We start from the raw sequence: 18308 nt of genomic DNA, 5'->3' as shown, positions 1-18308 counted from the left end.
TTTCCACTAAACGGCCCGCATGAACGCTCGTCATCAACAGATTATTCAACTTGTTAACACGCGCGGCAGCGTGACGGTCACCGAACTGGCCCAGCTGACCGGCGTTTCCGAAGTCACCGTCCGTAAGGATCTCAACCTGCTGGAGCGCGACCATTTCTTGCTCCGTGTTCATGGCTCCGCGATGGCGCTGGACAGCGATAACGTTGGCATGCGTATGCATACGCGTTATGAACTCAAACAGGCGCTCGCCAGTCACGCCGCGGGCCTGATTGACGCCGGCGAGGCGATCTTTATCGAAGGCGGCAGCACCAATGCGCTGCTGGCTCGCCTGCTGGCCGATCGCGCCGACATTACGGTGATTACCGTCAGCCATTTCATCGCGCACCTGCTGAAAGACGCGGCGTGCGACGTGATCGTGCCAGGCGGGCTGTTGCAAAAGAGCAGCCAGTCGATGGTCGGCCCGCTGACGCGCTACTGCATTCAGCAAATACACTTCCATAAAGCCTTTATCGGCGTTGACGGCTGGCAGGCGGAAACCGGCTTTACCGGCCGCAATATGCTGCGCTGCGATGTGGTTGATGCGGTACTGGCGAAGAGTGTACCGACCTGGGCGCTGACGGACGCCTCGAAGTTCGGGCAGATCCATCCCTATCCGCTGTCGTCAGGCTATCGCGTTACGCAGGTCATCACCGACAGCGGGCTGAGCGCCGAGACGCTGGCGCAGCTAGAGGAACAGGGCGTCGCGGTCACGCGCATTGCACCGCACTGACTGTCGCCTAAATCTTCATATGATCGATGAGCGCCCGCAGCTTAGGCGCCAGATTTTTCCGACTGGGGAAGTAGAGATAGAATCCGGCGAAGGTCGGCAGAAACTCCCCCAGCAGCGGCACCAGCTCGCCGCGCGCGATATAGGGCTGATAGGTCTCCTCCATGCCGAATGCGATGCCACCGCCCGCGCAGGCGGTGCGGATCATCACCCCCATGTCATTGGTATTCAGTCGCGCGTTAACCGCCACATCGAACTCCCTGCCCTCTTCTGCAAATTCCCAGCGATAAGGGGCCATGCCCGGCTCGCGGCGCCAGCCGATGCAGCAGTGCTGCAGCAGCTCATGAGGGTGACGCGGTGTGCCGCAGCGCGCCAGATAATCGGGCGAGGCGACGGCGACCTGCCGCTGGCGCAGCGAGACCGGCACCGCAATCATATCCTGCGCGATGATCTCTCCCAGCCTGACGCCAGCGTCATAGCCCTGCGCCACAATATCGAACTCTTCGTCAGTGATGGAAATATCCAGCTCGATATGGGGATAGTGGCTGAGAAACGACGCCAGCAGCTCACCGTTGATAAAACGTTCGGCAATAGAAGAGACGGCGAGCCGCAGCAGCCCTCGCGGCTCGCCCGCCAGCGCGCTGACGTCCACCACCGCCTGATTGAGCTGTGAGATGGCTGGCGCCGCCTCGGCGAAGAGCCTCTCCCCGGCCTCAGTAAGGCTCAGACTGCGCGTAGTGCGATGTATCAGCGATATCTGTAGCCGATCCTCCAGCCGCCTTAAGGCCTGGCTCACTGCCGGTCGCGTCACGCCCAGCGTCTCAGCCGCCACGCGAAAGTTGCGCGTTTGCGCCAGGGTGACAAAGACCTCCAGCGCGTTTTTATCCAGCATCATTGGTTAGCCTCTATTACCAGTCAGGTAAGGAACGGGTGGATTCTCTTTATAGAGCAGCAGGCCTAGGATCGCCAGACACTTAACAGCAGGAGAGAAACCATGAGCAATAAAGTGATCTTAATCACCGGCGCCTCAAGCGGCATAGGCGCAGGCATCGCGCGTGAGCTGGCGGCGAGCGGCGCGACGCTGCTGCTAGGCGCACGCCGTGTCGATCGTTTAGAGAGGCTGGCGGCGGAGCTTGAGCGCCAGGGGGGAGAGGTGGCCGTCGCCGCACTGGATGTCACCTCACGCGCGTCCGTTCAGCAGTTTGCCGACGTCGCGCTGGAAAAATGGGGACGGATCGACGTGATGATTAACAATGCGGGCGTGATGCCGCTGTCGCCGCTGGCATCTCTGAAGGTTGATGAGTGGGATCAGATGATTGACGTCAATATCAAAGGGGTGCTGTACGGCATCGCCGCCGTGTTGCCGCCAATGCTGGCGCGTGAAGCGGGCCATATCATCAATATCGCCTCCATCGGCGCGCTGAGCGTTTCGCCCACCGCAGCCGTTTACTGCGCGACCAAGTTTGCCGTGCGGGCGATCTCAGACGGTTTGCGTCAGGAGAATACGCAGCTGCGCGTGACCTGTATTCACCCTGGCGTAGTGGAGAGCGAACTCGCCTCTACCATTACCGATCCCGCCGCCGCCGCGCTAATGGAGGATTATCGATCTATCGCGCTCCAGCCAGCGGCGATCGGACGCGCCGTCCGCTTCGCTATCGAGCAGCCTGACGATGTCGACGTCAGCGAGATTGTGGTGCGCCCTACCCGCTCGCCCTATTAACCCCGCCTTAGCGGTTAAGACTGGGCAACAAAAAAGGCTGCCTTGCGGCAGCCTTTTCTGGCACGTCCCTGTACGACCATCCGTTATTTATAGAGTTCAGCGGTCATGTAGACGCCGTTATCGGCGCGGGCGCTGGTAATTTTGTAGCCTGATGCGCCTTCAGCCTGCGCTTTTGCGGCGATATGGGCTTCAGCGCTGTCCAGCGTGCTGCCGTGTGCAGAGATGCTTTCTGCGGCAAAGCTGCCGAATGAGATCATAGAAAGTGCAGCGACGGTAGCAAGAGCGAGTGTTTTTACGTTTTTCATGGTCAAAATCCTTCTTTTGTTAGTGCAAGGCAACATGCCTTCGATGGGTGTAATAGTAACCCCAGTTACTATTACTCACCTAACAAAAAGTGCGATCTTGATCACTCTTTTTTTAATGCCTGCTGGACCGCCCATTGCGCATGAATTTGCGTGGTATCGAACAGGGGCACGCAGGCATCGTTCACTGTAACCAGCATAGTAATTTCGGTACAGCCGAGGCTAATCCCTTCGGCACCCTGCGCGGCAAGCATGGCCATGATCTCGCAAAACCGCGCCCGCGATTCCGAATTGATTACTCCCTGACACAGCTCCTGATAGATAACCTGATGGACAAAGTCACGGTCATTCTGCTCAGGCGTGATAACCTCCAGCGCCCATTTATCCGTGAGCCGTCCGCGGTAAAAAGCCTCTTCCATGGTAAAGCGCGTGGCCAGCAGCCCGACCTTCTTTAATCCTTGTTCATGGATGCGTTGCGCAGTTGCATCGGCGATATGCAGCAGAGGGATCGTTACCGCCTGTTCAATCTGGGGTGCCACTTTATGCATGGTATTGGTCGCCAGCACCAGAAAGTCAGCGCCTGCACGCGAAAGCGCCTGCGCCGCTTGCGCCAGCAGCAGGCCAGCTTCGTCCCATCGTCCCGCCCTTTGCAGCTTCTCTATCTCATCGAAGTCCAGGCTGTAAAGCAATACGCGCGCCGAATGCAGGCCACCCAGGGCGAGCTTAACCTCTTCATTTAAAATGCGGTAATAGAGCGCCGTCGATTCCCATGACATGCCGCCGATTAAGCCGATGGTTTTCACATTACGCCTCGCTTCTTCAGATGATGATTGTTATAGCATGCCTGATAACAGACCGCGCAGGCGCGGCTTTATTGCCAGGCGGGTGCGCTTGAGCACAAAAAAACAGCCACAGATATGGCTGTGCTTATTTTCCGGGAATGGATTACGCCTGCTGTGGCCAGCGGGCCTGAGGAAACAGCGAGAGCCGTACGTTGAACAGATACAATAACGGCGCATAAAAGCGACTATCGTGTTGCGCCAGGGTTTCCAGCGCCAGCACCAGCCTGTCCAGCTCACCTAGCAGCGCCTGATGCGGCGGCGTCTGTAACACCCTGATACGGCTTTTAAGGAATTGCCGTAGTTCGCCGAACAGCGGGTCGCAGCTAATCTGCTGCTCGGCCAGCAGCGGCTGATGACGGACGTAGAAGTCATAGCAGTTGGCGCCCAGCCAGGCTTCGGTAATCAGATTGCCACCCGCCGCCAGTTCGGCATCGTTGTCGATACGCTTACGAGGAAGGATAACGTTAACCTTGTCCAGCGTGCGCGCCACAAACTGCTGACGCATCAGCAGCGAAGCGCTGTTGAGTTCAACCGCAGTAATAAACTGCAGCAGTTCTTTCAGTCCTTTGCGCAGCGCACGTTTAGCAGTCCAGGCAGGCCGTTTGTTGCGGATCACCGCGGTAACCATTACCGCTGCCGCAATGCCGCTGAGGGTAGAGAGGGAGGCATTCACTATAAGCAGCAGGTTGGGTTTGAAGTGATGACTCATTCCGATCAGGCCAGGGATCTGCGTCGCCACAATCAGGCCGATCAGATTAGTGGAGGGATTAGCGATCACCAGTCCTAACGCCATCAGCCCTGGCGCCAGGCAGAGCACCAGCGCTTCAAAGGAGGTCGCTTCCGGTATCAGCAAGGTGGTGTAAAGCATGCTGATGACGATCGCCACCACCACGCCCTTGAGAAAAATCTTCATCGGCGCGAGCGGACTGTCCATGGCAGCAAAGAAGGAACAAAGAACCGCCGCCATCATGGGGGCAGTGGCGCCATCCACCCAGCCGCTGCCTATCCAGAACAGACAGGTCAGGAAGGTGGCGAGAAAAGCGGTCAGGCAGGAGAGCAGCAGCATGCCTTTATCGACATGTTTATGGCTGCGCGCCACCTTGCCAGGTTTCGTGCTCGGCGTCAGATCGCTGACACGCTCGCCCACCGTCTGGTAAGCCTCTGCGATACGCACGAAATTCAGTAGCCTTTCCAGCAGACCGGCGAGCAGGATGCTCTCCTCAACTGGCAGCTAACCGCTTTCCCACTCCGCCTTAAGTTGCTGCTGCGCTATCGACAGCCTTTCATTAATCGCATGCGTTTCGGCGCCGTGCTCGGCGCTGTTCAGCCAGCGCAAAAACTGCTGAAACGTCTGCGCGACATGTTCTGGAAAGCGTATCTGCTGTTCCGCCAGCAGGCTGAGGCGCGCCTCAATCGCCGTGAGCGTGGGAATTAAATAGGAGAGATGCTGATACTGCACGCTGACCAGCCGAATTAGCCGCCGAGCCGCTTCGCCTTCATAAACGCAGTGGGTAATCAGGGTCTCAACGTTCAGCGGGTAGTTCGCCATCTGGACAAGAATATCTTCCCGTTCCAGCGACTTCTCTTTAGGCATCACTGTAATCAGCTCGGCGCAGAGCTTTCTGGCATTTTGATACCAGTTGCTGACGCTCTGCTCCAGCATGCTGCTCATCGAGACCGGCATAATGAGCCGATGCACCAGGCTGCTACAGAGGATAGCGACACTAATCTCCTCCACGCGCGAGATAACCGTATAGGTGATATCGGCCGGAGCGGTGACGTCAGGAAAGCCCATAATCGCCGCGCTATATCCCGCCAGCATGAAGACATAACTTTTGGGCGTGCGGTCGTGTAGCGACAGGTAGAGACAGAGCGCAACCCATAGCGAGATGCAGAGGCTGAACAGCATTGGGTCCTGCACCGTGGCGGGATAGATCAGCAATACGAACAGCCCGCCCAGCAGCGTGCCTAAAAACCGGAAAACAGATTTTGAGATAGTGGAGGCGGAATAAAGTTGTGAAGCGACATAGACGGTGGTCAGTGACCAGGCAGGTTTATCAAGGTTGAGTTCTAGTGCGATAAAGAGCGCTAAGAAGGCGGCCAGGCAGGTTTTGCTGGAAAAGAGTAGCGCGCTTTTTGAAAACCACTTCATACGGTGAATGGACCTCAGACAGGCATTTTTGGCCGTATCCTGGCAGAAGGCCTGGCGGAATGCTCTTTGATTATTACTACAAATTATTAACGTGCTAACTATTCTCTCGCAGCATAAGTCAATGCAATTGGTTATTTACCGGTTATATCCGCTATTTGCTAGGTTAGCGAAAAAAACGGAGAGCAACAGATGAAAAGAAATGGATTAACGCTGGCAATAGTGGCCTGCGCCCTGACTGCCGCCAGTCACGCAGCACCTGAACAGGTAAATATCGGCTATCAGAAAGCGAATATCTTTGCCCTGCTTAAATATCGCGGCACGCTCGACGCCGCCTTCAAAAAAGAGGATATCGCCGTTCGCTGGGTCGAGTTTCCCGCCGGACCGCAAATGCTTGAAGGACTGAATGTAGGCAGCATCGACCTGGCGGCCACCGGCGATGCCCCGCCCGCATTTGCTCAGGCGGCAAAAGCCGATCTGGTTTACCTGGGACACTCACCTGCGAATCCGAAAACCGAAGCAATAGTAGTGCCTTCCTCATCTGCTATTCACAGCGTTAAAGACCTTAAAGGTAAACGTGTGGCGCTGAATAAGGGCTCAGACGTTAACTATCTGCTTATCGCTGCGCTTGAAGAAGCCGGACTGACCTATAAAGATATTACGCCGGTTTATCTGCCGCCAGCCGACGCGCGCGCCGCTTTTCAGAAAGGCGCGGTGGATGCCTGGGTGATTTGGGATCCCTATCTCGCAGAAGTTGAAGCCAGTACTGGCGCGCGTCAGGTGCGCAATGCGGAGGGACTGGTGCCGCATTACACCTTTTATCTCGCCAGCCGGAAATTTGCCGACAGCAAGCCTGATACGGCCAAGAAAGTGCTCCAGGAGTTAAGTACTTTAAGCCGCTTGGCAAATGAGCATCAGGATGAGGCAGCCGCAATTCTGGCGCAGTCCACCGGCCTGGATAAAGCGATCTGGCGCACCACGCTCACACGTCTGCCTTATGGAGCGAAACGCATGTCCGAAAGCGTGTTTTCGCAACAGCAGACACTGGCGGATACCTTTACCCGTGTGAAGCTGCTGCCGGTTAAAGTCGATGTGCGATCGGCTACCTGGTCAGCAGATAAGTAATAATGTGTTATTGCCCTGACCTCAGGGCAATCATCTCCTCACTTATCGCCAAGCCTGGCGATTTCAGCCTGAAATCCTGATTAAAAAATAATTTTATTCAATCACTTACATATGAAACTGCACTGGAGAAGGTTGTTTTGTTTTCAGCATGGGCAAAGTATAGCGAGAGATCTTGCACTTTTTATAGCTAGCGCTTTGCCTGATAGCTTTTGACTTTAAATTAGATTGAAATTCTGGCGATTTCAGCCTGAATTTTTTTTGTAAAAATCGCAAAAACAGTAAGTTAGCTTTGAAATACTGATGGCGAACAGAGAGGCGGGAAGAGGGGGGATAAAACACATCCGGGTAGCGATTTACCCGGATGTAGAAGCTTACTGATCGCCCAGATATTTGCGTAACGTTTCGGCAATCACTTTGTCCAGTTCTTCCTGCAGCTCTCTGGATTGGCGGTTAAACTCGTAGCTGAACATGCGGCCGCGAATTTTCTTCCGGGCAAAACGATCCTTATCCGCAAAGGTCCAGAGGTTTTCTGAGACAGGTTTCTCTTTTGCGGGGACTTCCATCAGCGTCTGACTGCCGTTACGCACCAGACGAAGGATATGGTTTTTCACCTCATCTTCTGCCAGGCCTTCGCGGGCGCAGATACTATCCACATCCATAGACACGGTTTCGATGAGCCGCTCAATCGGCTGTCCTGTTTCAGAAAGTTTATCGGCGGCCATCAGCAGCGCCTTGTAATCAGGATAGGTCAGTTCGGAATGGTTGGGAAAAAGTGAAATCAGCTCTGCCGGCACGCTCGCCGCCTGTAAAGCTCGCGTCACTTTTGCCTGTGACAGGCCCTGACTCTCTGCGATCTCTTTTTGCGACAGGCCACCGTTTTTTAACGACAACAGACGCAGGCCAACTTCACGCAGGTTATGTTCACGCGCGGTCTGGATATCCTGAGCCAGCCGACGCGCCTCTTCGGTGGTGATCGCAGTTTCAGAAACCAGGATATCCAGCCCGGTCTTGCAATACAGCGCGGCAGCGCGACGGCGCGAACCGTCCAGGATCTCAATCCGCCCGTCCCGCTTTACGCCGATTGCCGGGAAAAACTGCTGAAGCTTGATAGTGCGGATAATATCGCGCAGCGAATCGGGCGTCAGACCCGCCTGATCACGACCGTTGGTTTCCATCACCACAAAGGTTTTATCTTCTATTTCCCTGGCTTCAATGCGCTCAAGGCGAAACAGGGCGCGCTTTCCCTTTGAAAGGACAAAGGTTTGGGTGAGCGTGTCTGTTGTCGCTTCAGCCTGCACAGGCGTCTGGCTAAAGGTTCTGCCAATAGTAATTCTTTTTGCACTCATAGCGACCTCAGTTCAGGCGAATAAATTCAATACGGTCAAAAACCGCTTTCGCAAAATCTTCCGCGGCTGAGCGCGCGTTCTTTAACGCTTCGCTGCTGCCGACGTAGGTAGAAGGGTTAGCCGATATAACGGTGTCAAAGGATTCGCCACAGCGCTCAAACCCGTCCAGGCGCGGCAGAGCGGCATCAAGCATATCGCCGCCGAATATCTCTTTTGCCAGGCTGTGACAGAGTTTGTGATCCGCCTTGTTCGACAGCTTAGACATAAAGCCGATATTGCCCTGCAGGCGGCAGGGCGCGCCGGACTGTTCGATGATATCGATCAGCTCAGGAAGGCGCGTCAGATACTTAAGAGTTGAGTGGAAATCGACCTGCGCTGGCGGCACGGGCGTCATCAACAGATCGGACGCCGCGATGGCATTTTTCAAAAATGCATCCAGATGCGGGCCGCTGTCGATAAAGATGAAATCATAATCTTTCTTGAGTTTAGCAATGACATTCTCATACAGCACCGCATGTACATTCTGTTCAGAAAGATGTTCGGCACAGAGTTCTTCCCAGCGGGAAGCGATAAAAGCATCGTCAATGGATGCCGGCAGCACATCAACGCCGGGAATAATCGACGGCACGATAAATTCTTTTAACAGCTCTTCACGACTGACGTTTTGCAACATTGCCTGCGCGGCTGTCGCTTCGACAATACCCACTGAGCGTTCATGGTTGAGGAACATCGTCGCAGAAGACTGAGGATCGAGGTCGATAACCAGTATACGTAAATCTTCAAAAAGCAGATGTGGATGCGCCCTTAGTGCATGAGCAAGAGAGACGGTCGAGACAGTTTTAGATACGCCACCTTTAAGATTACCCACGAAGATTGTATAGGCTTCGGAATGGCGATCGCGATATTTAGGCACGCCACGATGGTGATAAATATCGATGATGTTTTCAATCGACATAGCGTACTTGGTCGAACTACCCGCAGCGCGCTTGTCAAACTGGTAGCCGCTTTCTTCCATCTCATTGACAGCATAGTCAACGCTCGCGCGCGTCAGTTTTGGCAATTTTGCCAGCGCAGCTTTAGCGTAAACCTGGTAAAAAGTATTTTCGTGTAGCTCTTCTTTCTGCGCCTGAATCTGTTCTGTCAGGCTTAGCAGCATCCGCTCAGACCGTTGTGCGACTTTCAGCACCTGCTTTTCGTCGTTAGCCATACTTGCTCCACACATGTAGGATTTGTGACTTTATACATAAATCCTGCATGTCGGGCAAGAAAATATCTTTCATACCGGAATAAAGAAGGATCCAAATTTGGCTGTTAAGATAAGAGGTTGTTTCCAAGATTCACTGTAATCAGTACCAGGCCGTAAAGATGTTAACTAAAAAAGCTAACATTCACTGCAATCAGTTATTCGTTCACTGTAATCAGTAGCCTGGAACCATTACCCGCTTTAAGTTTCCTTATTCCCTGCATCACCTAGCTAAACGTTCACTGTAATCAGCTGTTGCCCCAGCAAGCATTCACTGTAATCAGCGGAGGAGGGCAAGAAAACGATACACGCTCAAACATTCACTGTAATCAGTAACCGCATCCTCGATGCATAAGCTGGCAGAGTTTCAAAGCGGAAATGTTCACTGTAATCAGAACAGCATTCACTGTAATCAGCAAATATGCTCACTGTTCACTGTAGTCAGCAGCCAGCGTTGAAGGGTGGAGCAAGCAGGAAGGAAAGAATGGTGGTGCGGCAAACATTCACTGTAATCAGCAAACAAGCTGAGAGTGGCCAAAGCAAAGCACTAACGTTCACTGTAATCAGCAAAGTGAGTAAACCCAACCGACAGGCAAGACGTCAGCACAGAAAAAACGAAGAAAGAGATGCAGAACGCAGGAGAGAAAAGTCAAAGATTCACTGTAATCAGCAAAAAATAGTAGGCCATGGAGAGGCGCAGCAGCGTTCACTGTAGTCAGTAGGCGCAGCTAATCGGATCCTTAGCTATCTGATAACACCGTGTAGAAGATGAGATTCACTGTAATAAGCAATAGCGCTTAAATAAGCTGCAAAAACCGTTCGTCAGGCTGAAAAGATTTACTGTAATCAGCAGAAAAGCTGACCCTGTCACGTTTCACCGCGACAGACATGATGGTGTTGGTGTTCACTGTAGTCAGTAAATCGAGATCTCCGAAGGAAGTTAATAAAAATCATTGTAATTCATTGATTTAAAAAATCATTCACTGCATGCAGTACAGCGCCTCTTTGAACCATTCACTATATTCAGCAGATAAGCTTCCCAGAGTGGCCTCAGAGAATATTCACTGTAATCAGTGTAGACAGCATTCTGCAGATAGCAAGAGAGTGGAAGATAAGGTTAGTAAGCGCAAACAAACTAGCTAACCGTCTGTTTTAACTAACTATTGAAAGGATAAAAAACAGAGTAAGAAGATATGCATCGGTTCGAGTTCACTGATTACAGTGAACGATGCCCATTACAGTGAACGGTGCAGAGGACCCACCACTGTGAACGGTATGCCATCGCGGCAACCATCCCGTTCCCAGAAAAGTGACAGTGCCGCAGGCAACATACCGATTACAGTGAACGATGCCTATGACTCATCGAAATCGATTTCGTCGAGAGCATCAATACTCTCCAGCGTACTGATTCCATCAAGTTTTGGCGTACGACTGTGGATGATAAAAAACACCGAGCGGCCACGTTTAACCTCGGAATAATCGAGATAGCCAATCTCCTTCAGCTGCTCCATAGCGCGTCGCACAACGTGGTTCTGCGTCGTGGTTTTTGAGCCGAGATTCAGGCGCATACGCAGACGCGCCAGCGAGATAGGCGCAGGATTGGTCGGCAGGCTCTCAAGAAAGGTATAAAGCGCCTGCGCAGACTCTTTGCGCTTAAGCCGGGATATCGCTCTGAGCTGCAGCAGAACTTTATGGTCAAAGTTATAGAGCTCAAACAGCTTGGGATCGGCCTGAATGCGCACCACATCTTTTTCCCGATCGTAATAGGCTGACTGCACAAGGTGCGTATGGTAAGCCTTACCGTTACCCTCAAAGGAAAGGGTATTTGTGGCGATGCGCCGCAATGAGGCGTCCAGCCGCTTACGCAACGCCGCAGAAGAGTTAGCGGAGGGAATGCCGCACATCTTAACGAAGTCGATAAAGGGCAGGGTAACGGTATCGCCCTGAGTCGGATAGCGGGAAAAAGACTGAATGATCCCCGCCCAGGTTTTGAAATCGTTATCCATATCCAGCCTCGCGCCGGTAATGGTAATCTTCTCATAACCCTCTGCTTTCACCAGCGACAGGTTTTTAAGCTCTTTGGTCGCATCGGTGGAAGCCATTGCTCCTGACTTTCCGCGCGCTGTTGACTTTAGTGTCGGGACAAACAGTCCCAGACGCATCAACGCGACGGGCTGAACAGTATTGTTCTTATTGGGATGAAGCTGAATAACTTCGCCGCTGTTTTTGGTCACCGACAGAAAAGGTTCAAGTAACGCTTTGTTTTCGCTCTCTTTATCTGCCATAACATGAGATCTTCATTCTGTGGATGAAAGGGATCGTTTTCTGACTACAGTGAACACTAGCACTGTTTATAGTGAACATTCTACAGTGTATAGTGAATAAAGTACTGATTACAGTGAACTCTTTACTGATTATAGTGAACGCGATCACCTTCTGAGCCCTTGTGCCGTGCGGCCTGCGACGATCGGGGATCTCTTAGGATCTCTTTTAGATCTCTTTATGATCGTTTATTAGGATCTTCTCACTGTATATGTGGATAAACGATCGTCGCTATGATGTCAGTCAGGCACCGCCTGCAACAGATCGACCGAGAAACCGCATCAGGCGCCAATGCTCTCTTCATAATATAAAAACAAGTTGCTCACTATTATTCATTTTTCATCACGAAACAGGAAGGGTAGGGTAAGCCCATCGTCCACAGATATGCTGAGAGGCAACATGACCGATTACGCTGTTTCAAGAAATCCCGCCAATGGCGACATTCTGGCTCGCTATCCTGTGCAGTCTCTGACGGAGCTGGATAACATCCTTGCAGCCAGCGCTGCAGCCTTTAAACAGTGGCGCGAGACCGATATGGCGTCGCGCGTGAAAGTGCTGCGTCAGCTGGCTGAACAGCTGCGCCAGCGCGAACCGGAACTGTCACGCACAATCACGCTGGAAATGGGCAAACCTCTGGCGCAGGCGCGCGCCGAGATCCTTAAATGCGCCACTCTCAGCGACTGGTACGCCGAGCACGGCCCGGCAATGCTGGAAGATCAACCCACGCAGGTGCCTGACGCCTGGCAGCGCTTTAAACCTGTCGGAACCATTCTGGCGGTGATGCCATGGAACTTCCCCTTCTGGCAGGTGTTACGCGGCGCTGTGGGCATGCTGCTCGCTGGAAATACTTACGTTCTCAAACATGCGCCGAACGTCATGGGCTGCGCCACGCTGATGACGGAGCTGTTTGACGCGACAGATCTGCCTAAAGGAGCCTTCGCTTCCGTAAATGTCGATAATGACGGTGTCTCTGCCGCAATTAAGGATCCGCGCATTGCCGCCGTCGCTGTAACCGGCAGCGTACGCGCCGGCTCCGCTATCGCTGCCCAGGCGGGCGCAGCGCTGAAAAAAACCGTTCTCGAACTGGGTGGATCGGATCCTTTTATTGTGCTGGCCGACGCCGATCTGGACGAAGCGGTAAAATCAGCCGTAACTGGACGCTATCAGAACACCGGGCAGGTCTGCATGGCCGCTAAACGCTTTATCGTCGAGGCGTCCATTGCAGAGGAGTTTGAAGCGCGCTTCAGCGCGGCGGTACAGGCGTTAACCATGGGCGATCCACTGGATGAGAAAAATTATCTCGGCCCTATGGCTCGTTTCGATCTGCGTGATGAGCTGCACAATCAGGTGCAGCAGTCACTGCGCGAAGGTGCGCGTCTGGTGCTGGGCGGTGAAAAGATCGCGGGCGAAGGTAATTACTATGCACCGACGATCCTGTCAGATGTCACCACCGAGATGACGGCGTTTCGTGAAGAGCTGTTTGGCCCGGTAGCGGCGATCGCTGTGGCTCGGGACGCCGATCATGCACTGGCTATCGCCAACGACAGCGAATTTGGTCTGAGCGCCACGGTGTGGAGCCGTGACAGCGCCACGGCAGATCGTCTGGCGGATCGTATCGAAACCGGTGCCGTGTTTATCAACGGCAACGGCGCGTCGGATCCGCGCGTCACCATCGGCGGCGTTAAAAAAAGTGGCTATGGCCGCGAGCTCTCCCATTTTGGCGTGCATGAGTTCTGCAACATTCAGACCGTCTGGAAGAACCGCCGCTAAAACCCGCTACGCGTCGATCAGAGAAGCGAGGGCAAGCTGGCCCTCGCTTTTGCCGTTTAAGGGCACCACGCTGCGCTGAGGCGCTTAATCCGCGCTTCGCGAAGTTGATGTTCGATGAGACAGAAAGAGTAAGCCTCTATTTAGCCTGCCCGACACGCTCCATAAACATTTCAGCCAGGTCAGAGATCGCGCCGTTGCCCACCAGCCTCTGCTCATTAATGCGTAATATAAGCGAGGTTGCGCGTCGTTTTCCCTGCAGCAACGGCAGAGGGCGAAGCTCACCGCTCTCAAGCAAAGGAGCGATGTTCCACTCCGGCAACCAGCCATAGCCTAACTGATGCTGCACCGCCTCAATAGCGGCTGAGAGCGTGGTGAAGGACCAGCTCTCGGCCTGCTCGCCGTTCAGTTCCGTCTGTTGCTGCTGTTGACGATCCAGGATCGTTATGCAAGGCCAGCGCGCGAGCGTCGCGACGCTCAGCGGCGGCGGCTCGCTGTGCAGTGGATGATCGCGATGGGCGACGGCGATGAAATCGACGCTCAGAAGACTTTCTCCCGTTATTTGCTCATCGCCATACTGCGCCACCAGCCAGAGATCGGCCTGCTGCTCAGCCAGCCTGTCAGCTGTTTCGCTACGCACAATTTCGCTGAGCCAGATGCGAACATGGGGATAGCGCTGCTGAAACGCCTGTAGCACATCAAAAAGCAGCGGTTTCGGCATAATGGCATCAACCATCAGGTCGATGCGCGAGCGCTCGCCTCGCTGCAGTGCATTTGCCCGCGCTTCAAGGGCGCTGAACCCTTCCAGCAGCGGACGCACCTGCGCGAGAAGCTGGTGCCCCTCCGCGCTGAGCACGGCGCGACGTCCTTCCTGTTTTAACAGCGTCATGCCCAGCCGCTGCTGAAGCAGACCAAGCTGATAACTCAATGAAGACTGGCTACGATTGTTCTTCTCCGCCGCCAGCGCGAAACTGCCTTCCTTCACGACGGCATCAAGCAAAACCCACTGTTCGAGCGTTGTTTTAAGCATAGTTATTTATCTAAAAATTAAATCATTAAGCGCTAAAAATAGCGTTATTAATCGTTTTTGCAACGAGTAATACTCTCCTCAAGGCAAATCAATGAGGAGGCCACAATGAGCACTTTCGATAAACACAACCTGTCTGGTCTGGTCGGCAAACATCTGGTTTACACCTACGACAACGGCTGGAACTACGAGCTTTATATTAAAAACGCCAATACTGTCGACTACCGCATTCACAGCGGTATGGTGGGCAACCGCTGGGTTAAAAATCAGCGCGCGTTTATCGTTCGTCTGGCAGAATATGTCTATAAAGTTTCCTGGACCGAGCCTACCGGTACCGACGTCAGCCTGGCCGTTAACATGGCCGATAAGGTGTTCCACGGCACCATTTTCTTCCCACGTTGGGTGATGAACAATCCGGAAAAAACCGTTTGTTTCCAGAACGATCATCTGGAAGAGATGGCCAGCTACCGTGAAGCAGGCCCGGCTTATCCAACGGAAGTGATCGATGAGTTCGCGACGCTCACCTTTGTACGCGACGCAGGAGAAAACAACGACACCGTGATTGATTGCCCGGCCAGCGAGCTGCCCGCCAATTTTCCGGCTAATCTGAAAAACTAGAGGAGGTCAGAAGAGCTCAACATGAGCTCTTCTGGTTTCTGAACGGCAAGAGCGGAAAGGGCTAGAAAAACTGGTAGGAGCCATCACGTCGCGCCTTCGCCTGGTACATCGCGATATCGGCATGTTCGAATAACATTTCAGCCGATGCTGTACCAAATCGTGCGAGACTGATGCCGATGGCGGCCCCGATCCGTACCTCCATGCTGTTGGTAACAAAGGGCTCTTTCAGGCTGTCTATAATGCGCTGAGCGATAGCGGACGCGGCATTGCGATGGCCGCATTTGGCAGCAACCACAAATTCATCTCCGCCCAGCCGCGCCACCGCATCGCCTGGACGCATGCAGCGCTGGAAGCGTTCACTCACCTGCTGCAGCAAGGCATCCCCTGTAGCATGGCCCATCGAATCATTCACCGCCTTAAATCCGTTAAGGTCGATAAACAGCACAGCGGTGTACGCCGGATCTTTACTCTGCGCGAGCATGCAGCGAACCTGGTCGTTGATCCAGGTGCGATTAGGTAAACCCGTTAAGGCATCACGGGTCGCCAGCCTCTCGAGCTTGCGTAATCTTTCCTTGTCACGTGTGATATCGCGCGACACCAGCACCGCGCCGATATTGTGGCCCGTAGAAGGATCGCTGACGCTGCAGGCTTTGGTGCCAAGCGTTATGTGGTGACCGTCGCGATGAAGCTTGCGCACTTCAATTACGTCCGGCAGTTCGCCGCCTTTGAACAGGTTTGCCAGCGCCTCGGCAGCCGGCGCGCGGTCGTCAGAATGCAGGAAATCCACCACCGGTTGGCCAATCATCTCTTCGGCAGACCAGCCGATCATTTCACTGTAGGAGGGGGAGATTGAAACGTATCTGCCTTCGGCGTCGCAATGGGCAATAAGGTCAGTGCTGTTTTCTATCAGAAGACGGTATTCCGCCGCCGTGCGCAGTGCGTCTTCAAGCGCTTTGCGCTGCCCGGTGATATCAAGTATGAACCCGTTGTACTTCAGGCGGGAGGCGGCAGGCTGGCCATCCGGCAAGCCTGATACCAGCACGCGCCGCGTTGTGCCATCAAGACACTGAATCGGCACTTCGATATGAAAGGGGGTTACGCAGTCTAACGCCGCAGTAAGCTGCAGCGCGATTTGCGCATCATCATCAGCCTGGGCGAATCTGAGCCATTCGCACAAAGTAACGCCTTTCAGCGCAGGAATCAGACCTTCAGGGCATTCCTGGCTGAGGATGCAAATGCCTCTGGCGTCCGTGGTCCAAACAGCGGAAAAGGTAGGTTGGATCACAGGATTCATAGTGGTCGGCTCCATGGTTGGCTGACAATACTGGACAACCTCAATACCCGTCGTAACAAACCTCTCAATCACCCTGTTCCAGCAATCGCAAAGCAGGCGATGCGTCTAAGGCGTGTGCGCTGAGGAAAGGTGCGCCATCAGCGGTGATAAGTGCTATGGCTTGTCTGAGCGCTTTTATATCGCGCTCTTTTGCACGTAAAGATGCGCGGCGATCTATCGTTGACGTAATGCAGGGTAAGAAGTGTGACACTTCCATTATCGGCGAATCGGCCCATAATCTTTAATTGTCCTGGCTGATGGCTACGATTGGCAACAGCGCGTTAATTACTGATGTTATCTCTGGAGTGAGAGGGTGAGCAGAGCGGTGTTTTTCAGGCGGCGGTTTAAAAAAGTCTGGCTATAACCAGCCAGACTTAACGCAGGCGAGCGGGCGACAATTTCTCCTGAAAGAATTGAGGCCTGGCCGACCTTAGCCCGTTGAAAGCCGGAAAGTTGAGACGGAATGGGTCAAGTGTTGCACCTGGTCTTCAAGCGACGCCGCTGCCGCAGCCGACTCCTGTACAAGCGCCGCGTTTTGCTGGGTAACGGAATCCATTTCGGTGACCGCTTTTTCAATTTGCGCGATACCGCGACTCTGCTCATCAGAGGCGGTTGAAATATGTTCCATCAGGACGTTTACGCGACTGACAGAGGAGATGATGGCATTCATCGCTTCGCCTGTCCGGCTCACTTGTTCCGCGCCTTTGCCGATGATATTTACAGACTCGGCAATAAGGCTTTCAATTTCCTTCGCCGCCACGGCGCTGCGCTGCGCGAGGTTACGCACCTCACCGGCGACAACGGCGAATCCTCGTCCCTGCTCCCCGGCGCGGGCGGCTTCCACAGCGGCATTCAGCGCGAGAATATTGGTCTGAAATGCGATGCCATTAATCACGCTGATAATATCTTCAATTTTCTTCGAGCTTGAATTAATCAAATCCATTGAAATAATGACTTCACGCGAAACATCTTCCCCTTTATGCGCATTTTCAACCGCTTCACCTGTAAGTCGACAGGCTTCATACACATTATCTGTGTTCTGTTTTACCGTTGCGCCCAGCTCTTCCATACTGGCGGCCGTTTGCGTTAATGCGGCAGCCTGCTGCTCGGTACGTGAAGCCAGATCAACGTTCCCGGCCGCTATTTCGCTGGATGCAGAAGAAACGGAATGGGCGGAATCGCGCACCTGCATAATAATTGTCGTCAGGGACAACCGCATGGCCTCGAGAGAACGCATCAGGCTCTGAATTTCGCTACGCGAAGCGGACGTTACCGGAACGGGGGTATCGAGATGGCCTTCGGCGATTAAATTACAGTGTTTTCCTGCGTTGATTAAAGGCGTAAGCACAAAGCGATGCATCAGTATCGATATGGAAATCACTATCAGGCCAAATAAGCTTCCAATGACCAGCAATAGCATAACGCCTGAGCTGAAATGGCTTTGGGCATCTTCATTCAGTTTTCTCGCATAGGCTTCATGCTGCGCCAGCACTTTATCCAGAATGATTTCGTAGGCGCGATCAAGACGAATGACAGCAGGCAGGCGTTCCCTGAATAGAACCTGATTCCGGGCTTCAGCAGCCTCTATCAAGGGTTGAATGCCCTGATTTCGGTATGCCAGATAAGCCTGCCGATAGGCGTCAGCCTCCGCTTCTTCACCCTTTAGTCGAGGGCTGTCGAGATAGGCGTGAAACGCCACATCTGCTTTTTCCGCGGCCGCTTTTACGCCGTCCAGCGACGCGGCGGAC

Annotated in this window: 14 protein-coding genes and 1 pseudogene; 5 read left to right on the top strand and 10 right to left on the bottom strand. The window is 53.6% G+C overall.

Annotation, left to right across the window (positions count from 1 at the left end; all coding sequences use genetic code 11):
* Positions 1–19: 19 nt before the first annotated feature.
* On the top strand, positions 20–769 hold the full coding sequence (locus tag Q9R34_RS19920; RefSeq protein WP_485896039.1) for a DeoR family transcriptional regulator: 750 nt from the start codon (positions 20–22) through the stop codon (positions 767–769).
* A 7-nt stretch (positions 770–776) separates the two neighbouring features.
* Here the strand turns inward: Q9R34_RS19920 and Q9R34_RS19915 are convergent, their stop codons facing one another.
* Entirely contained in the window at positions 777–1661 is an 885-nt protein-coding gene (locus Q9R34_RS19915) for a LysR family transcriptional regulator (RefSeq protein ID WP_485896037.1), read from the bottom strand.
* 99 nt (positions 1662–1760) lie between these two features.
* Here Q9R34_RS19915 and Q9R34_RS19910 point away from each other — a divergent pair, with 99 nt between their 5' ends.
* Positions 1761–2486: an SDR family oxidoreductase gene (locus Q9R34_RS19910; RefSeq protein WP_434123492.1), complete on the top strand. Its 726-nt coding sequence runs from the start codon at positions 1761–1763 to the stop codon at positions 2484–2486.
* A gap of 83 nt (positions 2487–2569) precedes the next feature.
* On the opposite strand, the gene Q9R34_RS19905 is transcribed toward Q9R34_RS19910, so the two are convergent.
* The 3 genes and pseudogenes from Q9R34_RS19905 to Q9R34_RS19895 form a co-directional block, all read right to left on the bottom strand.
* Positions 2570–2791: a YdgH/BhsA/McbA-like domain containing protein gene (locus Q9R34_RS19905; protein ID WP_485896035.1), complete on the bottom strand. Its 222-nt coding sequence runs from the start codon at positions 2789–2791 to the stop codon at positions 2570–2572.
* 101 nt (positions 2792–2892) lie between these two features.
* Positions 2893–3591, bottom strand: a complete 699-nt coding sequence (locus tag Q9R34_RS19900) for an aspartate/glutamate racemase family protein (RefSeq protein ID WP_485896033.1) — start codon at positions 3589–3591, stop codon at positions 2893–2895.
* Positions 3592–3733: 142 nt separating this feature from the next.
* Positions 3734–5782 (bottom strand): annotated as a pseudogene (locus tag Q9R34_RS19895) (FUSC family protein).
* A 189-nt stretch (positions 5783–5971) separates the two neighbouring features.
* On the opposite strand from Q9R34_RS19895, the gene Q9R34_RS19890 reads away from it, so the two are divergent.
* On the top strand, positions 5972–6904 hold the full coding sequence (locus Q9R34_RS19890) for a sulfonate ABC transporter substrate-binding protein (RefSeq protein ID WP_485896031.1): 933 nt from the start codon (positions 5972–5974) through the stop codon (positions 6902–6904).
* Positions 6905–7275: 371 nt separating this feature from the next.
* Here the strand turns inward: Q9R34_RS19890 and Q9R34_RS19885 are convergent, their stop codons facing one another.
* From Q9R34_RS19885 to Q9R34_RS19875, 3 genes are all read right to left on the bottom strand, one after another.
* On the bottom strand, positions 7276–8250 hold the full coding sequence (locus Q9R34_RS19885) for a ParB family protein (protein ID WP_485896030.1): 975 nt from the start codon (positions 8248–8250) through the stop codon (positions 7276–7278).
* A 7-nt stretch (positions 8251–8257) separates the two neighbouring features.
* The gene (locus Q9R34_RS19880; RefSeq protein WP_434123483.1) at positions 8258–9457 is read right to left on the bottom strand and encodes an AAA family ATPase; all 1200 of its coding nucleotides are present in this window, start codon (positions 9455–9457) and stop codon (positions 8258–8260) included.
* Positions 9458–10845: 1388 nt separating this feature from the next.
* Positions 10846–11778: a RepB family plasmid replication initiator protein gene (locus tag Q9R34_RS19875; RefSeq protein WP_434123482.1), complete on the bottom strand. Its 933-nt coding sequence runs from the start codon at positions 11776–11778 to the stop codon at positions 10846–10848.
* A 436-nt stretch (positions 11779–12214) separates the two neighbouring features.
* On the opposite strand from Q9R34_RS19875, the gene Q9R34_RS19870 reads away from it, so the two are divergent.
* On the top strand, positions 12215–13585 hold the full coding sequence (locus Q9R34_RS19870; protein WP_485896027.1) for an aldehyde dehydrogenase family protein: 1371 nt from the start codon (positions 12215–12217) through the stop codon (positions 13583–13585).
* 136 nt (positions 13586–13721) lie between these two features.
* On the opposite strand, the gene Q9R34_RS19865 is transcribed toward Q9R34_RS19870, so the two are convergent.
* Positions 13722–14612, bottom strand: coding sequence for a LysR family transcriptional regulator (locus Q9R34_RS19865; protein ID WP_485896025.1), 891 nt, complete (start codon positions 14610–14612; stop codon positions 13722–13724).
* Between the two features lie 105 nt (positions 14613–14717).
* Between Q9R34_RS19865 and Q9R34_RS19860 the strand changes: the two genes are divergently transcribed.
* Positions 14718–15227, top strand: a complete 510-nt coding sequence (locus tag Q9R34_RS19860) for a phenolic acid decarboxylase (protein WP_485896023.1) — start codon at positions 14718–14720, stop codon at positions 15225–15227.
* Between the two features lie 61 nt (positions 15228–15288).
* Here the strand turns inward: Q9R34_RS19860 and Q9R34_RS19855 are convergent, their stop codons facing one another.
* Together Q9R34_RS19855 and Q9R34_RS19850 are read right to left on the bottom strand one after the other, a co-directional pair.
* Positions 15289–16521, bottom strand: a complete 1233-nt coding sequence (locus Q9R34_RS19855) for a diguanylate cyclase domain-containing protein (protein ID WP_485896021.1) — start codon at positions 16519–16521, stop codon at positions 15289–15291.
* Positions 16522–16990: 469 nt separating this feature from the next.
* The coding region (locus Q9R34_RS19850) for a methyl-accepting chemotaxis protein (protein WP_485896019.1) at positions 16991–18308 on the bottom strand (1318 nt) is incomplete at its 5' end.

It is taken from the genome of Enterobacter sp. BRE11 (assembly GCF_031844285.1).
Taxonomy (GTDB): Bacteria; Pseudomonadota; Gammaproteobacteria; order Enterobacterales; family Enterobacteriaceae; genus Pantoea.
The sequence above is the reverse complement of the archived record's forward strand: the minus strand, read 5'-3'. Positions and strand labels throughout refer to the sequence as shown.

Bases quoted from the DNA above. Each gene is read 5' to 3' on its own strand.
- Q9R34_RS19920 (WP_485896039.1), top strand. From the start codon at position 20: ATGAACGCTCGTCATCAACAGATTATTCAACTTGTTAACACGCGCGGC.
- Q9R34_RS19915 (WP_485896037.1), bottom strand. From the start codon at position 1,661: ATGATGCTGGATAAAAACGCGCTGGAGGTCTTTGTCACCCTGGCGCAA.
- Q9R34_RS19910 (WP_434123492.1), top strand. From the start codon at position 1,761: ATGAGCAATAAAGTGATCTTAATCACCGGCGCCTCAAGCGGCATAGGC.
- Q9R34_RS19905 (WP_485896035.1), bottom strand. From the start codon at position 2,791: ATGAAAAACGTAAAAACACTCGCTCTTGCTACCGTCGCTGCACTTTCT.
- Q9R34_RS19890 (WP_485896031.1), top strand. From the start codon at position 5,972: ATGAAAAGAAATGGATTAACGCTGGCAATAGTGGCCTGCGCCCTGACT.
- Q9R34_RS19885 (WP_485896030.1), bottom strand. From the start codon at position 8,250: ATGAGTGCAAAAAGAATTACTATTGGCAGAACCTTTAGCCAGACGCCT.
- Q9R34_RS19880 (WP_434123483.1), bottom strand. From the start codon at position 9,457: ATGGCTAACGACGAAAAGCAGGTGCTGAAAGTCGCACAACGGTCTGAG.
- Q9R34_RS19875 (WP_434123482.1), bottom strand. From the start codon at position 11,778: ATGGCAGATAAAGAGAGCGAAAACAAAGCGTTACTTGAACCTTTTCTG.
- Q9R34_RS19870 (WP_485896027.1), top strand. From the start codon at position 12,215: ATGACCGATTACGCTGTTTCAAGAAATCCCGCCAATGGCGACATTCTG.
- Q9R34_RS19865 (WP_485896025.1), bottom strand. From the start codon at position 14,612: ATGCTTAAAACAACGCTCGAACAGTGGGTTTTGCTTGATGCCGTCGTG.
- Q9R34_RS19860 (WP_485896023.1), top strand. From the start codon at position 14,718: ATGAGCACTTTCGATAAACACAACCTGTCTGGTCTGGTCGGCAAACAT.
- Q9R34_RS19855 (WP_485896021.1), bottom strand. From the start codon at position 16,521: ATGAATCCTGTGATCCAACCTACCTTTTCCGCTGTTTGGACCACGGAC.